Source organism: Leeuwenhoekiella aequorea, from assembly GCF_004104375.1.
Taxonomy (GTDB): Bacteria; Bacteroidota; Bacteroidia; order Flavobacteriales; family Flavobacteriaceae; genus Leeuwenhoekiella; species Leeuwenhoekiella aequorea.
This window is the reverse complement of the sequence record NZ_QOVM01000006.1, coordinates 54,550-74,119: the sequence shown is the minus strand read 5'-3', so window position 1 is coordinate 74,119 and position 19,570 is coordinate 54,550. Positions and strand designations below refer to the sequence as shown.

Genomic DNA, 19,570 nt, shown 5'->3' with positions numbered 1-19,570 from the left:
GGTTCAAAAAAAACCACCTCAACAAAAAATATACAGAATTTCACAGCTCGTCAAAACTTAACGAAAACGTGTGCGCTAGAAGGCGATAAGACCCTATATAAAAATTAGAATAAACGTAAATTAATACTTAATTAAACAATTACTATCGTTTTCGTATAGGTGTTGTATAGGTGTTTTTAGGAATTGTAGAGGTGAATTAAATCGAAAGTATATACTCTACGAGCCCATCTTCATGTTCTAAGTTTAATTTTTTACGAAGTCGGTATCTTTTTATTTCAACACTTCTAACCGAAATATTTAACAAAGGAGCAATTTCTTTAGAAGATAAATTAAGTCTTAAATACGCACAAAGTTTCAAATCATTAGGTGTCAATTTTGAATGCTTGCTCTTAATTTTCTTTAGAAAATCTTTATCGGTATTATTGAAAGCCTGACTAAATAATTCCCAATCCTTTTTTGGATTCAGATTTTTATCAAGAATTTTTATTACTGACTTAGATTCTTCTTCATTATCTGAAGCTAACAATTCTTTTTTAATGGTGTTGAGAAGTTCATTTTTCTTAACAATACTCATTGTTGAAGCTGCGAGCTCTCTATTTTTACTTTCAACATCTTGAAGCAATTTCTCGTTTTCTAATTGCATTATTTTGCGCTCACTTTCGTATTTTGAAAGTTCGATCTTACGCGTATTAATTTCAATTAAACGCTCTTTTTGCTTTTTATAGTATCGTCTATTAAAAAAATGAATAGCAACAAACAACGCTAACAATAGAATAAGATAAATAACAAGCATTAGTACCGATAAATACCAAGGTCTCTTAACTGTAAAAACAAAGTTTGCGGTATTGTCTATTAATTCATCTCCAATTCTTGCTCTTACTTCAAAGGTATAATTGCCGGAAGGTAAATTTTCAAAAGCTACTTGAGATTTTGTACTCCAAGAGCTCCATTGTTCATATAAACCAGAAAGGCGGTATTGATAATTTACAGTTTTAAATATATCGTAGGTGGCTACACTATAATCAATAATTAAGTTATTCTCTTTGTAATTAAAAACTTGATCTTTATCTAGTTCTACCAGCCGCAGCTCTTTATCTAAACTTCCGTTTTGAATAGAACGTATTGTAACATCGTAGTTTGAAGGTTCCTTTTTATCAAGGTTTAAAATTGTATAACCCGAGGAATTACCTATTAAATAACGATTATTTTCTAAGAATGTGATGTTTTCAAAACCTGTTACATCTTGTCTTTTAGTGGAGGGAAATGATATGTGAGTTATTTTTGGCTCTATACCTACAGCTCCCGGTTCGATATAATAAATCTCTTCAGTATTAAAACCCCACAATTTTTTATGCGGTTCATCATAGGTAAGTTTTCCACTTAAATAGTTACCGTTTTTATAGGAACCAAGGCTTAAAGTCTCCTCTCTTTCAAATATTTTTTTTGCACTATCTAATTTGAAAATTCCATTTTCTGACGTGTATAACAGCTTACCATCATAATTTAAGATACCCGATTTCTCTCCTTTTCCTAAGTCCTTTACGAGTCGTTGTTCTACTACTTTCTGATAATTAGTATCTATTTTTAGTCTGAATACCCCCTTATACTCGTGATTTATGTATAGTGTATTAGGGTTGATAAAACCAAAATATCTACTTGAAATATCAAATCCATCAATTTTATTTCGAACGGTCCAATAGTCATTTTTGTTTTCTAAAATATAAAGACCACTATAATTACCTTGGAGAGCGAGTCCACGCTTGGCATCTAGCCACATAATTTTCCAAACACCTTGAATTTCGGAAACTGATTTAACTTGATTTCCCTTTACTAAAAAAGTGCCTTCGTGATGACCACATAGAAGATCGTTTCCCAAAATATCAAGAAACCAAACTTGCCCTTTAGTATTAGGAATTAAGGTAAAAGGTTGGTTCGTGTTGTTTAAAGGTCTGTAAAATAAACCTTGATTAGTTCCTAAATACAGTAATGAATCTTTTACTGCTGCACAATAAACTGCACCAATATCGCCACTATTATCCTTATAAACAGCATATGGAGAGTTATTGTTAATTAGCGCAATACCGCGATCTAACCCTAGCCACACATTACTATCTCTATCTTCATTAATGCTTAAAACAGTGTTGTTGAACAATCCGGCATCTTGATTGATATGATATTGAATAGTACCGTTACTTGTTAAATGATATACTCCATCAGATATGGTTCCGACTATGAGGGATTTATCCTTTAGCTGTTTCGCGCTATAAATTGTTTTCTCTGATAGTTCTGGACTGGCAGGCAGTACCAAAGGCTCTGTAATTCCATCCTGAATCGTAAAAAATCCGGAGTTCTGTGTTACTGAAACTAGGTCTGTTTCCGATTTAAATAAGGTAACTAATAATTTATTTTTGAATACCGAAGCATTAGAAATTAGGTCTTTTTTTCCATTCAATATTGTGAATAATCCTTCCCCAATACTTTGAAAGTAGATCTTGCCACCAACTACTACAGATTTACTAATTGTAGCATCACTATATATTATTTCAAATGTTTTAGACCGCGTATCATAAATGTATATTCTATTTAAAGATTGAAACAAAACCCATCGATCTAAAGGTAAAATATTCCAGAATTGTTCATCTTCTTGTAAAGGCAACTCCAGATTGTCACTTAGCGAATTGTAAGTAAGTTTGCCGCTAGAGTCAGATTGCCAATAACCAAATTGCATATAACTTCCTGTATATATGCGATCACTTACTACCTTAACCGAACGAATAATAGTTCGATTTGGAGATGAATATACTCGCCATTTTGCTCCATCATATTCGAGTAAACCACTATTGTTTGCTACATATATATAACCGGATTCGGCTTGATCAATAGACCAATTCTGATTCTCTGCTCTATAGGAATCTGGTGAAAAATTGAATATAGGAGGTAGTTCCTGAGCATTTAAAAATTTAAATGTTAGGAAAATAAAGGCACAAAAGGTATTGAAATTAATTCTCAATAGATAAAGTAGTTTTAAGCAATATACTTAAATCCTTAAATCTATAAGATAAGTGCCAGTGACTAAAACGAATAATAATATTTTAAACCCAATCCTAAGTTTTCTTTGGTCAGATTACTATAATCTATAGCAAAAAGACCTGTGAAATTTCCATATTGAGTAGGATATTCTATTTCTAAAAATGAATAAACTGCTTGTTCAGACTTCGGGTAAGGGTCATTATAAGTTCCTAAGTTTTTCACATATGTTCCTTTAGCCTTATATTTAAATTCTCCCAATGCACCAGTAATACCGAGGTGATGTACAAAACTGCGATCATTTTTAAAGCGTCTTCCAAATTCGCCCGGAAGTATAAATGGTAAACCTATAATCTGATTCTCATATTGCCATCCCGTATTGTATATGCCATTCCAAAAGTAACTGTCACCACCACTGAATCTGCCAATATCACCATTAAGCATAAACCTTCCACTCTGGGATACTGTCTGCACATATTCATAAACTATAGCATCGATATATTTTGAATTTGCTGGTTCTAAATATGCTCCCCAAACTCCATCGGGAAAATTACTTAATTCAATGCCCGACGTGTCTTCAAATAACGACTGATGATATAAACGCAAATAATAATTTTCTCGAGTTAAATCATAAGCTAACTCATAAGATCCCAAACCATTTCCTAAAGAGTTTATTTGATCCCCTTCAAAAGCATCGTTTGTACTTGAACCTTGACCAAAAAATACATCTATATAGTTTCTAAAACTACTTGGTTGTTTCCCATATCTTGGAGAAGTACCGCCAAATTGCACATAATGCTTCATACTACCAGATAATCGATCGCCCGGCGAAAATACTAATGCTAACTCTAGACTTTTATGATGAACTTGTGCATTTTTGACTACACGATCATCACCAAGATAATAATGACCAAATGTTCCCTTAGCTTGAAGCCACTTAAATATTTTTATTGGCTCTGTCATTTCAATATACAATCCAGGAAGTGCTCTAGCATTGTTACTCCAGATAATATCTCCGCCTACACTTGAAATACCTTTTAACTTTTCATCTCTATGCTTAATACCCGCACTTGCTTCAACTATTTTCCAAGTATACTTCGCATAGAGCTCATCTATCTTAATATCTTCATACAATCCATCATTATATAACAATCCACCACCTACTTCCAAAGCATTAGATTCATTGAACGAATTGGCATATTTTACTGCAGCCAATGTCATGAAATTTGATTTTGAATCTACTCGGCCATTCTGGTTCGCATAAAACCAGAATGGTTTTGTATCTCCAGATGACAACATTCCTCTAGTTTCTATTGAAGAAACTAAACTATCTTGAGCATCAACTAAGGCTGAGCTTAACAGAAGACTGATAATGACTATTTTCTTGATCATATTTATTTTATTTTAAAGCTCTGTTAAGTGCAAGCTTTAACTGATTGTATTGTTTATTTTTGCCGAAAATAAAGAAATATGTTCTCTATATTCAATTCTAAGAAATTCTTGGCTTCAAAGCTCGGCGAATTTACAGATATTCATAATCATATACTACCCGGAATTGATGATGGAGCTAAAACTGCCGAAGATTCTCTAAAACTTCTAAGCAATTTTAAAGAATTAGGTATTACAAATTTAATTTGTACTCCGCATACCATCAGTGATTATTATCCCAATACGCCTGATACTATATTAGCTGCTAAACAAGAACTTGAAGATTTCCTTATTCAAAATAATCAAAAGGACTTTACAATTAAAGCTTCTTCAGAATATATGATGGATTCTTCTTTTGCAAACTTAATTGATGAAAAGAAGATTCTTCCTCTCAAAGACAATTATGTCTTGGTAGAAATGTCTTATTTACAACCTCCTATCAATCTCCGAGAGATTCTGTTTAAATTAGGTAATGCAGGATTCATTCCGGTACTTGCACATCCCGAACGATATGCTTTTTATCATAAAACCTATGATATTTATAATGACCTAGCGTCAATTTGTAAATTTCAGCTTAATGCTCTTTCAATAGGAGGATATTACGGTCCAGGTATTGCGAAAATTGCGCAACAGCTTCTTACCGATGGTAAATATGAGTTTCTTGGTACAGACACTCATCATATGCGTCATATAGAAGGATTGAAAAATGTCAAATATGCTGGTAAATACGAATTAGCAATAGACCGCATAATTTCAAATACTAATACTATTTTCTTTAGTTAGAGGAAAGTAGTATTAGCTTCTCAATAGAACTATCAATTTGATACATTTTTGCATCCTGAATACATTCTTCAAGTAATACCGTGTTTAACGATGTAGGCTTATAGGTATCTAACAAATCAACCGGAGCATTTGTTAGTTTAATTCTATATTCATTCGTATTAAGCAATTCTTCTTTCAACTTCTCGTCTTCAGGTAGATATGTATAGACTATGGGATAGACAGTTGCATCTTTATTTGACCCTTTAAGTACTTTGCTGGCTATTTTTTGAATAAAAATCTCATTCGAATTGTTAGGAATATAAATACCCTTTAAGTTTGAATTGTGAAAAATATAATTGAATATATTCCTTACCTCCTTAGGTTTAATAAAACTGCGAATCAGCTTTGAATCTTTAATAATCAACGGTAGATTTTGGGCTATTCTACTTTTAAAAATAGGAACTACAGATCCCGAAGAACTATAAATATTACATAGTCGAAGAACAATCAAATTAGTTTTATGAGATTCTTCAGATCTTAACCCTGCATATTTCTCGATCACATTCTTTGTTCGTCCCATAGTATTTATAGGCTTCACTGCTTTATCAGTTGATATAATAACAAGCTGGGAAACATTATTTATAATTGAATAATCAATAATGAGTTGAGCTCCGTAAATATTAGATACAATCGCAGAGCAAGGATTTGCTTCCATTAAAGCCACGTGCTTGTAGGCTGCTGCGTGAAATACACGTTTAAAACTAAATTCTTTAAACAAGTATTGCACAAACTCTTTATTACTTATACTTTCTATAAAATAGTTTACAGCTAACTTGGGATATTTAATATTTATTTCTTCAAGTAACTGAAACATGCCAATTTCTGAAATATCGACAAGAACAAGCTGAACATCATTAACCGCCAAAAAATTAAGAGTAAGCTCTTTGCCAATACTTCCTGCAGCTCCCGTAATTAATATGACTTCAGAATAGTAATCCATTATACTTTAAAATAATCTTTAAGAGCTGATTCAATCCGGTCTAAATCCTCATCGCTCATTCCAGTTCCTGAAGGTAAGCAAAGTCCTGATTTCCACAAATCTTCAGCAACTGTGGCGCCATAATAGCTTTGATTTGTATAAATGTGTTGTAGATGAAGTGGCTTCCAAAGAAAGCGTGACTCAATATTTTTAGAATATAAATACTCTAATAATCCTTGTGGCGTTTTGTGATTGACACATAAATTATCAAAACAAATAACATTTAACCAATGATTAGATTTAATGCGAGTACTTGATGTTTCAATAAAAGTCACACCTTCAATCTCCTTGAATAACTCTTTATAAAAAGCATTTATTTTATTTTTTGAGACTAACTTAGATTCCAAATTTCCTAGTTGACTTGTGCCTAATGCAGCATTTAATCCAGGCATCACATAATTATAGCCTACTGCATCATGCTCAAAACCAAAAGCCAACGATTTTGCCTGACTCGCTAAATGTCGTGCACGTTGGGCATCACCATCAGACCTACAAATAAGTGCTCCTCCACTACCTGCAGTAAGAATTTTATTTCCATTGAATGAAAAAACACTAAAATCACCAAAACTGCCACATTTTTGATCATCATAATAACTTCCTAGTGCCTCAGCAGCATCTTCAATAATCGGGATTTCGTAATTACGGGCAATAGTTGTGAGTTCGTTTATTTTACAAGGTATTCCGAAGGAATGAACCAGGATAAGCGCCTTAGGCATCTGCCCAATTTTAATACAATCTAAAATAGCTTCTTCTAAAGCCTCAGGACAAATATTATACGTATCTGTTTCGCTATCTATAAATATCGGTTTTGCCTTTAAATACTGAATTGGATTAGCTGTTGCCACATAGCTCATGGTCTGGCACAAAATAAAATCTCCCTCTTTAACTCCGGCCACTGTTAATGCAAGATGCAATGCAGATGTACCTGAATTAAGAGCTAGAATGTCATTAGATGTATCTAAATAGGCTTTTAAATCATTCTCAAACTCATTCACAAAAGGACCTCCTGTGGTAATCCAGTTTTCTGTCATTGCTCGCGTTACATAAGCTATATCATCCGGGCTAATTTCCGGTAATGCCAGTCCTATGCGAGGTAAATTTTCCATTAGCTATTATTTGAAATCTTCTTATGATTTTGCACTATGTACAAAAGCATTCCATGTAATCCCAACCAAATTACAACTTGAAACATAAAATAATAAATTAAACCTACCCGAGGCGCCACTAATAAACAAATTGCAAGTTGGCAGATAGTTAAAACCACAACAACAATAACAATTTTATTATGACTGTAGCCTACCCTTAAAAGCAACGAATAACTATGTTTTTTATCTCTTTTAAATAAAGATTTACCGCTTGAAAGACGAATTATTAAAATCCGCAGTGTATCAAAAATAGGATACCAGAACAATGTCAAGGCAATGGGCAGTCGCAGCTGGTCACTATATAAATTGGTACTTGATACATGAACATCTCCTTCACAAAACAAAATAAAGAGGGTAGCGCATAAAAATCCGATACTTAAAGAACCACTGTCTCCCATAAAAATTTTAGCAGGAGATTTATTCAATCTTGTAAAAGCAAACAGTGCAGCTCCTGTGCACATTAAAAAAATTGGAGAAAATGGAATCCTAAAATACATCAAGCCTAATATAAATATTAGTGCAACGGTTGTAGCTAGTCCATCTATTCCGTCGATAAAATTAAAGGCGTTAACAAAGAAGATTAACACACTAACACTTAAGAAAACACTCGATGTATATGGGATTTTAAAAAATGAATAATCCAGCAAAACAGATTCTATGCGTAAATCTGCGAGTAAAACTACGCCTATTATCAGAATTAATTGGGCACCCAACTTGACCATCCATCCTAAGGGTTTTAAGTCATCTATAAACCCAAGAAGAAATAGTAAAACAAACGCTAGAAGAATATAAAAGTAATTCTGAAATAACAGAGATCCTTCAAATAAAAGGGCTGTAAATAAAATTCCTATAAACAAAGCTATACCGCCAGATGCAGGAACAGGATTGCGATGTAACTTGTTTCCACCAGGTTCTTCAATAAAATATCGAGCAAAAGCGGGTTTTAGTAAAATCTTACCAATACCATAAGTAGCCGCAAAAGCTATTAATGCCGGAAGAAAGAAGTTAATTATTGAAGGCACAAAACTGTTTTATGCTTCAAATATACACTTTTCAAATGTTGACAGTGACACATAAAAAAACCGCCTTCCGGCGGTTTTTTTTCACTTATCGTTACGGTTCTTAATCTAGTGTCGCATCAAGACTAATTGCTGCTTTAAATAATTTCGAAACAGGACAGTTTTCTTTAGCTTTGTTAGCTATTTTTACGAATTCTTCTTCACTAATTCCTGGCACTTTACCTTTTAGAGTTAAATGTACTTTTGTTACTTCCCCATCTTCAAAAGTAACCTTCGCATCTGTGTGTAAATTATCTGCTGTATAATCCTCCGCACCTAAAAATGCGGAGAGTTGCATCGTAAAACATCCTGCGTGAGCAGCACCTAGAAGTTCTTCAGGATTTGTTCCTTTTCCATCTTCAAAGCGGGTACCAAAAGCATATTTTGCTTCATCGAGTACCGTACTTTCTGTAGATATAGTTCCTTGACCTTCTTTTATTTTTCCTTTCCAGTTTGCAGATGCATTTCTTGAAAATTTCATATTGTCATTTTTATATTATTTATACTAAAACTAGTCATATGACTGCACTCTCCCAACATTTTAAAGATAATTTAGCTTTTGAAACGCCAGTATTAACAGGCCTTAACAGCAATTTTCATAAATTGCATCTATGAAGACAGCTACCGTAACTCAACTTAAAAAAGAACTTAAGCATAAAGACACTGATGAACTCTTGCAACTTTGTTTGAAGCTGTCTCGTTTCAAAAAAGAAAATAAGGAATTACTTACCTACCTCTTGTTTGAATCAGACTATGAAGCGGGTTATGTAGATTCAATTAAAGAGTTAATTGCGGAACAATTTGCAGCAGCGAATTCAAAAAATTACTATTGGCTGAAAAAAGCGATACGTAAAATTCTAAAAGAGACTAAGAAATACATTCGCTACTCGGGTAATAAGGAAACCGAAGTTCAACTCTTAATCTACTTCTGCGAGCAGATGAACGGTTTTGAACCCAGTATACGTAACAACAATACATTGAGGAATTTATATTTACGCCAAGTTGAATATATAACCAAGAAGATCGAAGGGCTTCACGAAGATTTGCAACTTGATTATTATAACGCACTAGAAAATCTAAATTAAATGGTACATCTAAATTTAAATAACCTAAAAGTAAAAATTGATGAAGGTGAACTTGTTAGCTTCACAAAGGATAACTATGAGTACATCCACCAGAAAGGAACTCCGGGATGGCGTAGCTCAGACACCGAAATGTTTCCTATAATAGGCCCTACAGATAAAGCCGATTTTAAAGTTAATACCCCTCGAGGTTTTGCTATTCAAGATCAGCATGGGTTGTTACGGGAACTAACTTACAAGCAAGTAGAATCGACAGAAACTTCTGCAATCTTCGAAAAAAAATATCTAGCAAATACGCAGGTGAAAAATTCAAAATTTCCTGCTAAATCTACTGAGGAGCATCTTTCCTGGCCTTATGATTTCAGTTTTAAAAAGCAGTTTACTCTTATTGAAAATAAACTTAAAATTGAATTTATAATTAACGGAGAAGAAGGTATGCCTTTTATGTTAGGATATCATCCGGCGTTTAATGTTCAGAGTCCAGAACCACTTATTAAAACTCCAACTAAGGACATTACTTTAGATAAAATTCTGGCCGTAGGCAGCAGAGCTTATCAAGTACCCGACACCACTAAAATCACTTTAGAAGATAAAAAAACAATCAGCATAACTTCAGAAGGTTTTGGCAATTTTATGCTTTGGACTGAGGTTACTAATATGGTGTGTATTGAGCCGGTAAGCTTTTATCCCTACGCCGTGGATCAGAAAGATCTTCACACTGGTTTTATGACCCTCGGAAACACCGAAAGTATATTTAAAGTAGTATTAGATTTAGATTAATGCTTGTTTTAAAATAGAGACGGGATGTATCGCCTCGCGTTGCGTTCCGTCTTTAATTTGATGCCTGCAACTTGTTCCCGGAGCAGCGATTAATGTCTCTAGAGGCGCTTTTCGCACCGCAGGAAATAAGGTTTGCTCTCCTATTTGCATACTTAATGCATAATGTTCTTTCTCGTAACCAAAAGAACCCGCCATTCCACAACATCCAGATGGTATAATTGTAGGTGTATAATTCTGCGGCAAATTGAGAATTGCAAAAGTATGCTCAATCCCACTCAAGGCCTTTTGATGGCAATGACCGTGAATTTTAATTTTTCGAGCTTCGGTAGTAAATGAGCTAGATATTATATTACCTAACTTAACTTCTGAACTTAAAAATTCGTCGATTATGAAAGTATTTTTCGCGAGAATTTTAGCTTCTGCGCTATCATTAGCCAGGCGTATATATTCATCTCTAAAACCTAGAATTGCAGAAGGTTCAATTCCTATTAAAGGGTGATCTTCATCTATAAGGTTTTTAAAAGTGTTGATATTTTTACGGGCTATTTTACGAGCTTGTTTTAAAAAACCCTTAGATATTAAAGATCGGGCACTCTCTGCGTGTGCAATTATACGCACCTCATAATTAAGCCGCTGCAGTAAGATAATAGCATCTTCACCTATAGCAGCATCAAGAAAATTCGTGAATTCGTCTGCAAATAAATAAACTGTTTTAATCGGATTTTTAGGATTGAAGGCGCTCAATTTTTTGAATCGTGCCCGCAACGTCTTTTTCGCCAAAGGCGGAAGACTTCGTTCTGGCGCTACCTCTAGCGTCTTTCTTATAAAACCCCCTGCAAGTTTTGATTTATAGAGGGTGTTCGTAATTCCGGGAACTACTGAAGCAAATCTATTTAAATGAGCATTAAATGCAAATGCGCGTGTACGTAACGAACTTCCGTTTTCTTTTTTATATTGATATTCAAATTCTGCCTTTAGCGTAGCAACATCTACATTACTTGGACATTCGCTAGCACAAGCTTTACAACTTAAACACAGGTCAAAAACTTCTTTAAGTTCTTTATGATTAAAATTATTTTTACGCTCAGAATGAGTTAAAAACTCGCGAAGTGTATTTGCCCTACCCCGAGTAGAATCTTTTTCATTACGCGTTGCTCTGTAACTTGGGCACATCGTTCCGCCGGCTTCCGGCAACTTGCGACAGTCTCCACTTCCATTACATTGTTCTGTTGCACGCAAAATACCCTGAGAGTCATCAAAATTTAATAAAGTATCAATTTCAGGCTCTTCTCGATCTACCTCATAACGTAATTGTTCATCCATACGTTTAGCATTAATTACCTTACCCGGATTAAACAATGCTAATGGATCAAAAGTATTTTTTAGATGAATTAAGATCTCATAGTTGGCTCTACCTATCATAAACTTTACAAACTCTCCGCGCACAAGACCATCGCCGTGCTCACCGCTCATAGAGCCTCTATATTTCTTTACTAAATTTGCAACCGCTGTGGTTATTTCTCTAAACAGCACCACATCGGTACTCTTCTTTATGTTTAAAATAGGCCTCAGATGAATTTCTCCAGCACCAACATGAGCATAATATACAGCGTCTTGCTTAAACCCTTCCATCAATGCGGTAAACTCTTTGATATACGATGCCAAATCAGTAAGCGCAACAGCCGTATCTTCAATACAAGCAACCGCTTTGCGGTCTCCTACAAGGTTTCCCAGAAGCCCTAATCCCGCTTTGCGCAATTCAAGAGCTTGATTAATTTCAGAACCTTCAAGAGTAGGATATGCATAACAGAGTTTTGAAGCTTCAAGTGTTTGTATAAGCTCTGCAGCCTTTAATCTAGCTAATTCTAGCGTTTGAGCACGAACTTCCAACATCAAAATTGCTGCAGGGTCACCATTTATAAAAAAACGGTTTTTTTGCTGTTCACGATTATTTAAAGTACAATCGAGAATTACTTTATCCATCATTTCGCACACATACAAATTGTGGTGCATAACAGGAACAACTGCTTCAAGACAAGCATTTATACTTTTAAAATGTGCAGCAACCATTATGGCCTCAGCAGGCGGTAAATCATCTAATTGTAAAGTAATTTCTGTTGTAAATGCTAATGTACCTTCACTTCCTGCAAGCAGTTTACACATATTAAAAGCTTGCTTACTTTCAGAATTAAAAACGGTACTTTCAATAAGTGCATCTAGTGCATAACCTGTATTTCTACGGTGTATTTCTGGCTTCGGAAAATTATCAAGAATTCTTTGTTGCGTTTCAGGTAACTTTAAGGCGTTATAAGTTTCTTTATAAATAGCTCCCTCAAGGGTTTTTAAGTTGCATTTCTGTCTAAATTCTTCCGAAGAAACCTCTGAAAATTCTACATGCGAACCATCACTTAAGATTGTTTTCAACGACAGAACCTTGTCTCGGGTCACCCCATATTGAATAGAGGTCGTCCCAGATGAATTATTACCTACCATACCTCCCAGCATACATCTATTTGACGTAGAAGTATTAGGCGCAAAGAACAATCCATGAGGCTCCAAATACCTATTTAATTCCTCCCGAATCACTCCGGGTTGCACAGTAACCGTTTTATTCTTTTTATCAAAAGATATGATTTGTGTAAAATACTTAGAAACATCAACCACAATCCCAGAACCTACACATTGTCCTGCAAGAGAAGTCCCAGCGGTACGTGGTATAATTCCTATTTTATATTGAGCAGCAAATGCTATAAGTTGTTGAATATCTTTATCCGTTTTAGGAAGAGCTACAGCTAGTGGTAATTCTCTATAGACTGAAGCATCTGTAGCGTAAAGTTTTTTATACAACTCGTCAAAAAACAATTCGCCTTCTAAAGACTCTTTTAATGTTTGTAATGCTTCTTTATTGTCTATAATCATAAAATCAAAGTTACAATTATTCTCTTCTTGTGGCATTAACATTTTCTAAGATAAGCTTAACAAAACATTGGCGCAACTAGCAGAATTCATAACAACTCCTCAACTTACATTTGCGATGTTAAACAACAAATCAATTACAATTATGAAAAAATTATTTATAGCTTTTGTACTAATTGCCGGTTTCTCACTTACTGGTCAAGCTCAGGAAATTTCTAAAAACGCACTAGGTATTCGTTTGGGAGATAACGATGGTTTTGGTGCAGAAATATCTTATCAAAGAGGTTTAGGAGAAAATAATCGTCTTGAGGTAGACTTAGGAATCAATGATGGTAAATACTATGATGCATTTAAATTAACTGGAATTTACCAATGGGTATGGAATATTGACGGTGGTTTTAACTGGTACGCTGGTGTAGGTGGTGGTTTAGGCAGCGTTGACTATGATAACGATGATAGAAGCCCATTTTCTGATAAAAGAGGTGATTCTGATGTTTTTCTTTTTGGAGCAGGTGATATAGGTATCGAATACAACTTCGATATTCCACTTTTAGTTTCACTTGACTTTAGACCAGAAATAGGTTTTAACGATTTTAATGATGATTTAGGATTTGATATCGCATTAGGTTTGCGTTACCAATTTTAATCGAAAGTCTGTAAATAAAAAAAATCCCGCTAGCTTAAGCTAGCGGGATTTTTTTTTACTTGATCATTCTACTCAACTTATTTCTTTAATGCTGCTTTTGGTTTTTTCTTAAGTCTGTTTATTGCTTTTAAATAAACATCTTCATACATAGGAACTACCCGCTCGATTGCAAATTGCTGAGCTTGAAGACGCGCTTGTTTTTTAAACAGATTCAACGTGTTAGAATCCTTTAAAATACTTAATGCATTTGTTGCCATAGAATCAGTATCACCTACCCCACTCATAAATCCAGAATAGCCATCTTGATTAACTTCAGCAAGACCTCCAGCATTAGATGAAATCACAGGCACACCGTGTGCCATTGCTTCTAGTGCTGCGAGACCAAAACTCTCTGCTTTTGAAGGTAACAGGAACAAATCTGAAAAGCATAAAATCTTATCAATCTCATTACTATTTCCCAGAAATACAACCTTATTTGCTATTCCCAATTCTTGAGCAAGCAATTCTGCAGGACCGCGTTCTGGTCCCTCTCCTACCATTATAAGTTTTGAAGGTAAATGCTTTTGAATTTTACTAAATGTTTTTATTACGTCTGGTATACATTTTACTTCGCGCATATTACTGATGTGTGTAATTATACGCTCCTCTTCGGTTGCCATTAATGCTCTTTGGCAATCCGTAAATGTGTCTTTAACCGTATTGATATCTATAAAATTAGGGATAACTCGTATTTTACGTTTAATATCAAAAAGACGGTTTGTATCCTCTTTTAAACTTTGAGATACGGAGGTTACTACATCACTCTTATTTATACTAAAGGTAACAGCAGGCTTATAAAAGGGATGGCTTCCAACGAGGGTAATATCTGTGCCATGCAAGGTGGTTACCATAGGCACTGTTATTCCCTCTTGCTTCAGCATTTTTTTAGCCATATAACCTGCATATGCGTGAGGGATTGCGTAATGTACGTGCATTACGTCTATATGATATGCCTTAATAATTGTTACCAGCTTACTGGATAAAGCGAGTTCGTACGGCTGAAAATGAAATAAGGGATATTCTGGCACATTTACCTCATGAAAAAATATTTTCTCATTAAGTAAATCAAGTCTTACCGGTTGCTTGTAGGTAATAAAATGGACTTCGTGTCCTCTTTTAGATAATGCGATACCTAATTCGGTAGCGACAACTCCACTTCCGCCAAATGTAGGATAACAAACTATAGCTATTTTCATGGCGTAAAATTACCAATTATTCAGCCAGTACCAGTATTCCTAAAGCGGATTTAGATTTTATTTATGATGATAATTAGGGAATAATCGCATTCTGAATAACTTCCTGAATGCGGCTTCGAAGATCAGATCGTATTAATTTTCGGTTTTCTGCATCCGGAAATGTTCTGTTAGAAAGAAAAACATAGACAATTTGAGTTTCAGGATCTGCCCATGTAAACGTACCCGTAAAACCAGAATGACCAAAACTAGACTTAGACACACAACCACACGTACCTCCTACAGATCCCAATTGCGGTTTGTCAAAACCAACTCCTCGGCGCACGCCTTCACCACAATAATAACACGTATTAAAAGCATCCATCGTATTTTTTGAGAAATAGCGTTTACCACCGTAATATCCATTTTGCAAGTACATCTGCATCATTTTTGCTACGTCATTTGCATTACTAAATAACCCTGCGTGACCGCCTATATTATCATCCATTGCTGCACCCATATCGTGAACGTATCCTTGAATTTGTTGCATACGCCAATAGGTATCATTTTCTGATGGTACAATCTCACTTTTAGGCGCAAAGCTGAGTGGTTTGTATCCCATATGATTTGCACCTAAAGTTTTGTAGTAAGTACGTTGAGTAAGCGTATCAAGATCTGTATTAGAAGTATCTTCAAGATACTTTTTAAATAAAAAATAGGACAAGTCGCTATACTTATAAACTCGAGAAGGTAATAAGTCTGTATCTACTATAATTTTTACAATAGTATCAGGATAATCTTTACGCAAGTACATATCCTCTGCTATTTTAATTGAAAAATCGCCTTCGGGAGAAGAGCGATAGTATTTTTTTGAAGGTTTGCCACTGGCATCATAAGTGGCCCTATAGAATGGCAGCCAGGGTTTTAATTTTCCATAATGGGATAAGACTTGTTTAATGGTAATATCCTCCTTATTAGTCCCTCTTAGTACAGGTAAAATGCTACCTAGCTTATCATTAAGTGCAAATTCATTATTATCAAATTGCTGCATAAGCATAGGCAGCGTCGCAAGAATTTTTGTCATAGATGCCAAGTCATACAAATCTGTGAGTTTCACATCTTCTTTTTTAGTATAAGTATGGTGGCCAAAAGATTTCTCATAAATAACTTTCCCGTTACGAGCTACCAGCACCTGAGCGCCGGGAAACATAACTTCGGTAAGACCTTCTTTAACTAGTTCGTCTATCTCCTTAAGCTTATTGGAGTTCATCCCCTCTTCTTCGGGAACGCCATATTGTAATCTACGTAGGGAACCTGTCTCAAAACTGGTGTTTATCTGAAAGTTCTTACCCAGAGAAACCGGTAATTTTCCTTGTGCTCCAATCGCTCCAAAAATAAGCTGGGCACTAAGGTCCTGAGCGATTTTACTATTTTGATAAGACATTACAATCCCTTCAATTTTGCTAATATCTTTCAGTTTTAAAAGCGCATAGGGTCTTACAAACACATCCAGAACGGTAGGTTTAGCATTAGCGATTGCTTCGATAATTGCAATATCGCCAGAGGTCATCGAATAGGATTTCCAAGGATTTTCATCAGAACGGTGAAACCCAATAATAACATAATTAAACTTCTCTAATTTAGATACATATTCTGCAGAAGAGTTGGCACTTATCTTGGTAACCGATGTATACTTTTGTAGGGCTTGATGAAATGTATTTCCGCTATCATCCCCTAACTCAACAAAGGCGATTTTTTTTAGATCCAAATCCTTAACCGGTAGAATGGCCTGGTCATTTTTTAAAACCGTTATAGCATTAGCCATCGCCTTTCTATAGATAACGTCATCTTGGACGCTATTTAAATCATTATAAAGATTTGTTGTACTTACAGGCTGGTATTTATTTAAACCAACTTTGAACTTCGCAAATAAAATTTTCTTAACAGAGCGCGCAAGTCGCGTTTCTGTAATTGCGCCAGAGTTATATGCATCTTCAATTTTAAGCATTGCTTTAGGCACATTCTCGCTTATAAGTAGGATATCATTACCAGCTTTAAAAGCTTCGAGATCTATCAATCCCGGTTCTTTATAATTAGAAGCACCTTTCATATTTAGTGCATCTGTAAAAATCAAACCTTGAAAACCCAAACTATCCTTTAAAAGACCAGTTACTACTTTCTGAGATAATGATGTAGGATAACCAGGTCTGCTTTCTAAGGCAGGAACATTTAAATGTCCTATCATTATACTGGCAATTCCCGCATCTATAACTTTTTTATACGGAAACATTTCTATAGAATCAAGACGCTTTCTTGTAAAAGGCAGTGTAGGAAGTGTTTTGTGAGAATCCTGATTTGTATCTCCATGACCTGGAAAATGTTTTGCACTACCCAGTACTCCGGCTTCTTGCATGCCTTTTATAAAGGCGACACTTTTATCGGTAACATTATTTCGATCTTCTCCAAATGATCTATTTCCGATAATTGGGTTTTCAGGATTAACATTAATATCTACGACAGGTGCAAAATTAATGTGTACGCCTAAGCGCTTATTATGCAATCCTATTTGCTTAGCAACTTCTTCTACAATCTTATTATCTCTAATCGCTCCTAGAGTCATATTCCAGGGAAATGCATACGTAGAATCTAATCGCATCGCCAGACCCCATTCTGCATCCATAGCCATCATTAGCGGAATCTTGCTAATCGCCTGAAATTCGTTGTTGAGTTTAGCCTGACGCATAGGACCACCTTTAGAAAAGATAATCCCTCCAATATGATTATTTTTTATTAGCGTCTTAATAGCATCTGTTTTAGACTTAGGATCACTAGAAAAAACATCTACCATAAATAATTGACCTATCTTTTCCTTAAGGGTCATTTTATTGTAAATGCTATCAACCCAAGCTTGCTGCTCGGTAATATCTTTAGCAATTAGTGGATTTTTTGATTGTGAGAAACCTTGAAAGGCTAGTATTAGAAATACTCCAACGAGTAAATGTTCACGCATCATATACATTCTATTTATTTAAAGAAACGGCTGTGCCAGCTTTCTATTGCAGGGACTTCCCAAAATTCAAGATATTCTTCTTTAGTATTTACGAGATTATTAAATACAATGGTTTTTTTGCCTACAGCACCTTCTTTAGCCATTTTTTTGAAATCTGCTAACGGCTTAAAATGTACTCGATCATTTTGAATATAGGTTACATTCATTTTATCTAATAATACAACCTCAAACTCTTTTTCTATTTGTTGTATAAAACGCACCTGACTATCTATCGAGCAGCCACTAGCAGCACTTGCACTTTGGTCTAAGCCTATTACAATAAAGCGATCGTATTTAATCTCAAAACCTGCATTTAAACTTGCACCATGAGCGGTCCAATCATTTAGAAAACTATTAAGTGCTTCCTGAAGTTTTAAAAGTTCGTCTTCTGAAAACTTACGGTCACTTTGATAAATCCATAAGCGGGAATTTGCAGGTAAATCTTGAAATGGAACTAGCATAAAATCATTTGTAAATTAATAGCACAAACTTAACGTATAATATTATGGTGCTTAAAAAAGATCGTGTTAAATGCTAATGAAAGCACCGCAATAGTTTACTATTTAATTATAAAACATAAAAAAAGCATCGTAAAACGATGCTTTTTTTATCTCTTGAAATTTGAGTTTAAAGATCTTCTGCATTTGCAATCATTTCTGCAATATCCAGAACTTCTACACTATCTTCTTTCTCTTTATTTTTAACACCATCAGTCATCATGGTATTGCAAAATGGACAACCGGCTGCTATAACATCTGGCTTAATACCTAAGGCCTCTTCAGTACGCTCAATATTTACTTCTTTAATACCAGGCTCTGGTTCTTTAAACATTTGAGCACCACCTGCACCACAGCAAAAACCTTTGGTCTTACAGCGTTTCATTTCGACAAGCTCAACTTCTAGCTTACGTAACAAGTCGCGTGGAGCTTCATAAATACGATTAGCACGAGCTAAGTAGCACGGGTCATGAAATGTAATACGTTTTCCTTTGTATTTACCTCCTTCAACGGTTAACCTACCTTCTTCAATTAAAGATTTAAGAAATTGAGTATGGTGTAAGACTTCATAATTACCACCTAATCCGGGATATTCATTTGCAATGGTATTAAAGCAATGAGGACAAGCAGTAACTATTTTTTTAACTTCATATGCATTTAAAACTTCGATATTAGTTACCGCCTGCATCTGAAATAAAAATTCATTTCCTGCACGTTTTGCAGGATCACCCGTACAGCTTTCTTCGGTACCTAATACAGCAAATTCTACTCCGGCTTTTGCAAGTAGTTTTACAAATGCCTTAGTAATTTTCTTTGCTCTATCGTCAAAACTTCCGGCGCAGCCTACCCAGAAGAGAACCTCCGGGGATTTGCCTTGTGCCATAAATTCTGCCATCGTAGGTACTTTGATAGCTTCTGCCATAATCTAAC

15 protein-coding genes are annotated in these 19,570 nt (G+C 35.0%); 4 read left to right on the top strand and 11 right to left on the bottom strand.

The features are described from left to right. Positions 1 to 196: 196 nt before the first annotated feature. Both DSM00_RS12815 and DSM00_RS12810 read right to left on the bottom strand, forming a co-directional pair. Positions 197 to 3,010 (bottom strand): helix-turn-helix and ligand-binding sensor domain-containing protein, encoded by a 2,814-nt coding sequence (locus DSM00_RS12815; RefSeq protein ID WP_128758368.1) that lies wholly within the window; start codon positions 3,008 to 3,010, stop codon positions 197 to 199. Positions 3,011 to 3,072: 62 nt separating this feature from the next. Next, positions 3,073 to 4,419, bottom strand: coding sequence for a capsule assembly Wzi family protein (locus DSM00_RS12810; RefSeq protein ID WP_128758367.1), 1,347 nt, complete (start codon positions 4,417 to 4,419; stop codon positions 3,073 to 3,075). Positions 4,420 to 4,497: 78 nt separating this feature from the next. Here DSM00_RS12810 and DSM00_RS12805 point away from each other — a divergent pair, with 78 nt between their 5' ends. Beyond that, on the top strand, positions 4,498 to 5,238 hold the full coding sequence (locus DSM00_RS12805) for a tyrosine-protein phosphatase (RefSeq protein ID WP_128758366.1): 741 nt from the start codon (positions 4,498 to 4,500) through the stop codon (positions 5,236 to 5,238). On the opposite strand, the gene DSM00_RS12800 is transcribed toward DSM00_RS12805, so the two are convergent. The 4 genes from DSM00_RS12800 to DSM00_RS12785 form a co-directional block, all read right to left on the bottom strand. Further along, entirely contained in the window at positions 5,231 to 6,217 is a 987-nt protein-coding gene (locus DSM00_RS12800) for a polysaccharide biosynthesis protein (protein WP_128758365.1), read from the bottom strand. The two genes, DSM00_RS12805 and DSM00_RS12800, sit on opposite strands and share 8 nt — an antisense overlap. Beyond that, on the bottom strand, positions 6,217 to 7,362 hold the full coding sequence (locus DSM00_RS12795; protein WP_128758364.1) for a DegT/DnrJ/EryC1/StrS family aminotransferase: 1,146 nt from the start codon (positions 7,360 to 7,362) through the stop codon (positions 6,217 to 6,219). Before DSM00_RS12795 ends, DSM00_RS12800 begins: the two co-directional genes overlap by 1 nt. After that, the gene (locus DSM00_RS12790) at positions 7,362 to 8,423 is read right to left on the bottom strand and encodes a glycosyltransferase family 4 protein (protein WP_128758363.1); all 1,062 of its coding nucleotides are present in this window, start codon (positions 8,421 to 8,423) and stop codon (positions 7,362 to 7,364) included. Before DSM00_RS12790 ends, DSM00_RS12795 begins: the two co-directional genes overlap by 1 nt. Before the next feature lie 100 nt (positions 8,424 to 8,523). Beyond that, a complete protein-coding gene (locus tag DSM00_RS12785; protein ID WP_128758362.1) occupies positions 8,524 to 8,940 on the bottom strand; it encodes an OsmC family protein in 417 nt (138 codons plus the stop codon). A gap of 130 nt (positions 8,941 to 9,070) precedes the next feature. Here DSM00_RS12785 and DSM00_RS12780 point away from each other — a divergent pair, with 130 nt between their 5' ends. Both DSM00_RS12780 and DSM00_RS12775 read left to right on the top strand, forming a co-directional pair. After that, the gene (locus DSM00_RS12780) at positions 9,071 to 9,544 is read left to right on the top strand and encodes a hypothetical protein (RefSeq protein ID WP_128758361.1); all 474 of its coding nucleotides are present in this window, start codon (positions 9,071 to 9,073) and stop codon (positions 9,542 to 9,544) included. Beyond that, positions 9,545 to 10,321, top strand: coding sequence for an aldose epimerase family protein (locus DSM00_RS12775; RefSeq protein WP_128758360.1), 777 nt, complete (start codon positions 9,545 to 9,547; stop codon positions 10,319 to 10,321). Here DSM00_RS12775 and DSM00_RS12770 read toward each other — a convergent pair. Further along, the gene (locus tag DSM00_RS12770) at positions 10,313 to 13,240 is read right to left on the bottom strand and encodes an FAD-binding and (Fe-S)-binding domain-containing protein (RefSeq protein ID WP_128758359.1); all 2,928 of its coding nucleotides are present in this window, start codon (positions 13,238 to 13,240) and stop codon (positions 10,313 to 10,315) included. The genes DSM00_RS12775 and DSM00_RS12770 overlap by 9 nt on opposite strands. 142 nt (positions 13,241 to 13,382) lie before the next feature. On the opposite strand from DSM00_RS12770, the gene DSM00_RS12765 reads away from it, so the two are divergent. Further along, positions 13,383 to 13,883 (top strand): hypothetical protein, encoded by a 501-nt coding sequence (locus DSM00_RS12765; protein ID WP_128758358.1) that lies wholly within the window; start codon positions 13,383 to 13,385, stop codon positions 13,881 to 13,883. Positions 13,884 to 13,960: 77 nt separating this feature from the next. Here the strand turns inward: DSM00_RS12765 and bshA are convergent, their stop codons facing one another. From bshA to DSM00_RS12745, 4 genes are all read right to left on the bottom strand, one after another. Next, positions 13,961 to 15,118, bottom strand: a complete 1,158-nt coding sequence (gene bshA, locus DSM00_RS12760; RefSeq protein WP_128758357.1) for an N-acetyl-alpha-D-glucosaminyl L-malate synthase BshA — start codon at positions 15,116 to 15,118, stop codon at positions 13,961 to 13,963. A gap of 73 nt (positions 15,119 to 15,191) precedes the next feature. Further along, positions 15,192 to 18,104: a glycoside hydrolase family 3 N-terminal domain-containing protein gene (locus tag DSM00_RS12755; RefSeq protein ID WP_394365805.1), complete on the bottom strand. Its 2,913-nt coding sequence runs from the start codon at positions 18,102 to 18,104 to the stop codon at positions 15,192 to 15,194. A gap of 14 nt (positions 18,105 to 18,118) precedes the next feature. After that, positions 18,119 to 18,604: an ABC transporter ATPase gene (locus tag DSM00_RS12750; RefSeq protein ID WP_128758356.1), complete on the bottom strand. Its 486-nt coding sequence runs from the start codon at positions 18,602 to 18,604 to the stop codon at positions 18,119 to 18,121. Positions 18,605 to 18,770: 166 nt separating this feature from the next. After that, positions 18,771 to 19,562 carry a (Fe-S)-binding protein gene (locus DSM00_RS12745; RefSeq protein WP_128758355.1) on the bottom strand — a complete coding sequence of 264 codons (792 nt, stop codon included), beginning with the start codon at positions 19,560 to 19,562 and terminating at the stop codon, positions 18,771 to 18,773. Positions 19,563 to 19,570 lie beyond the last annotated feature (8 nt).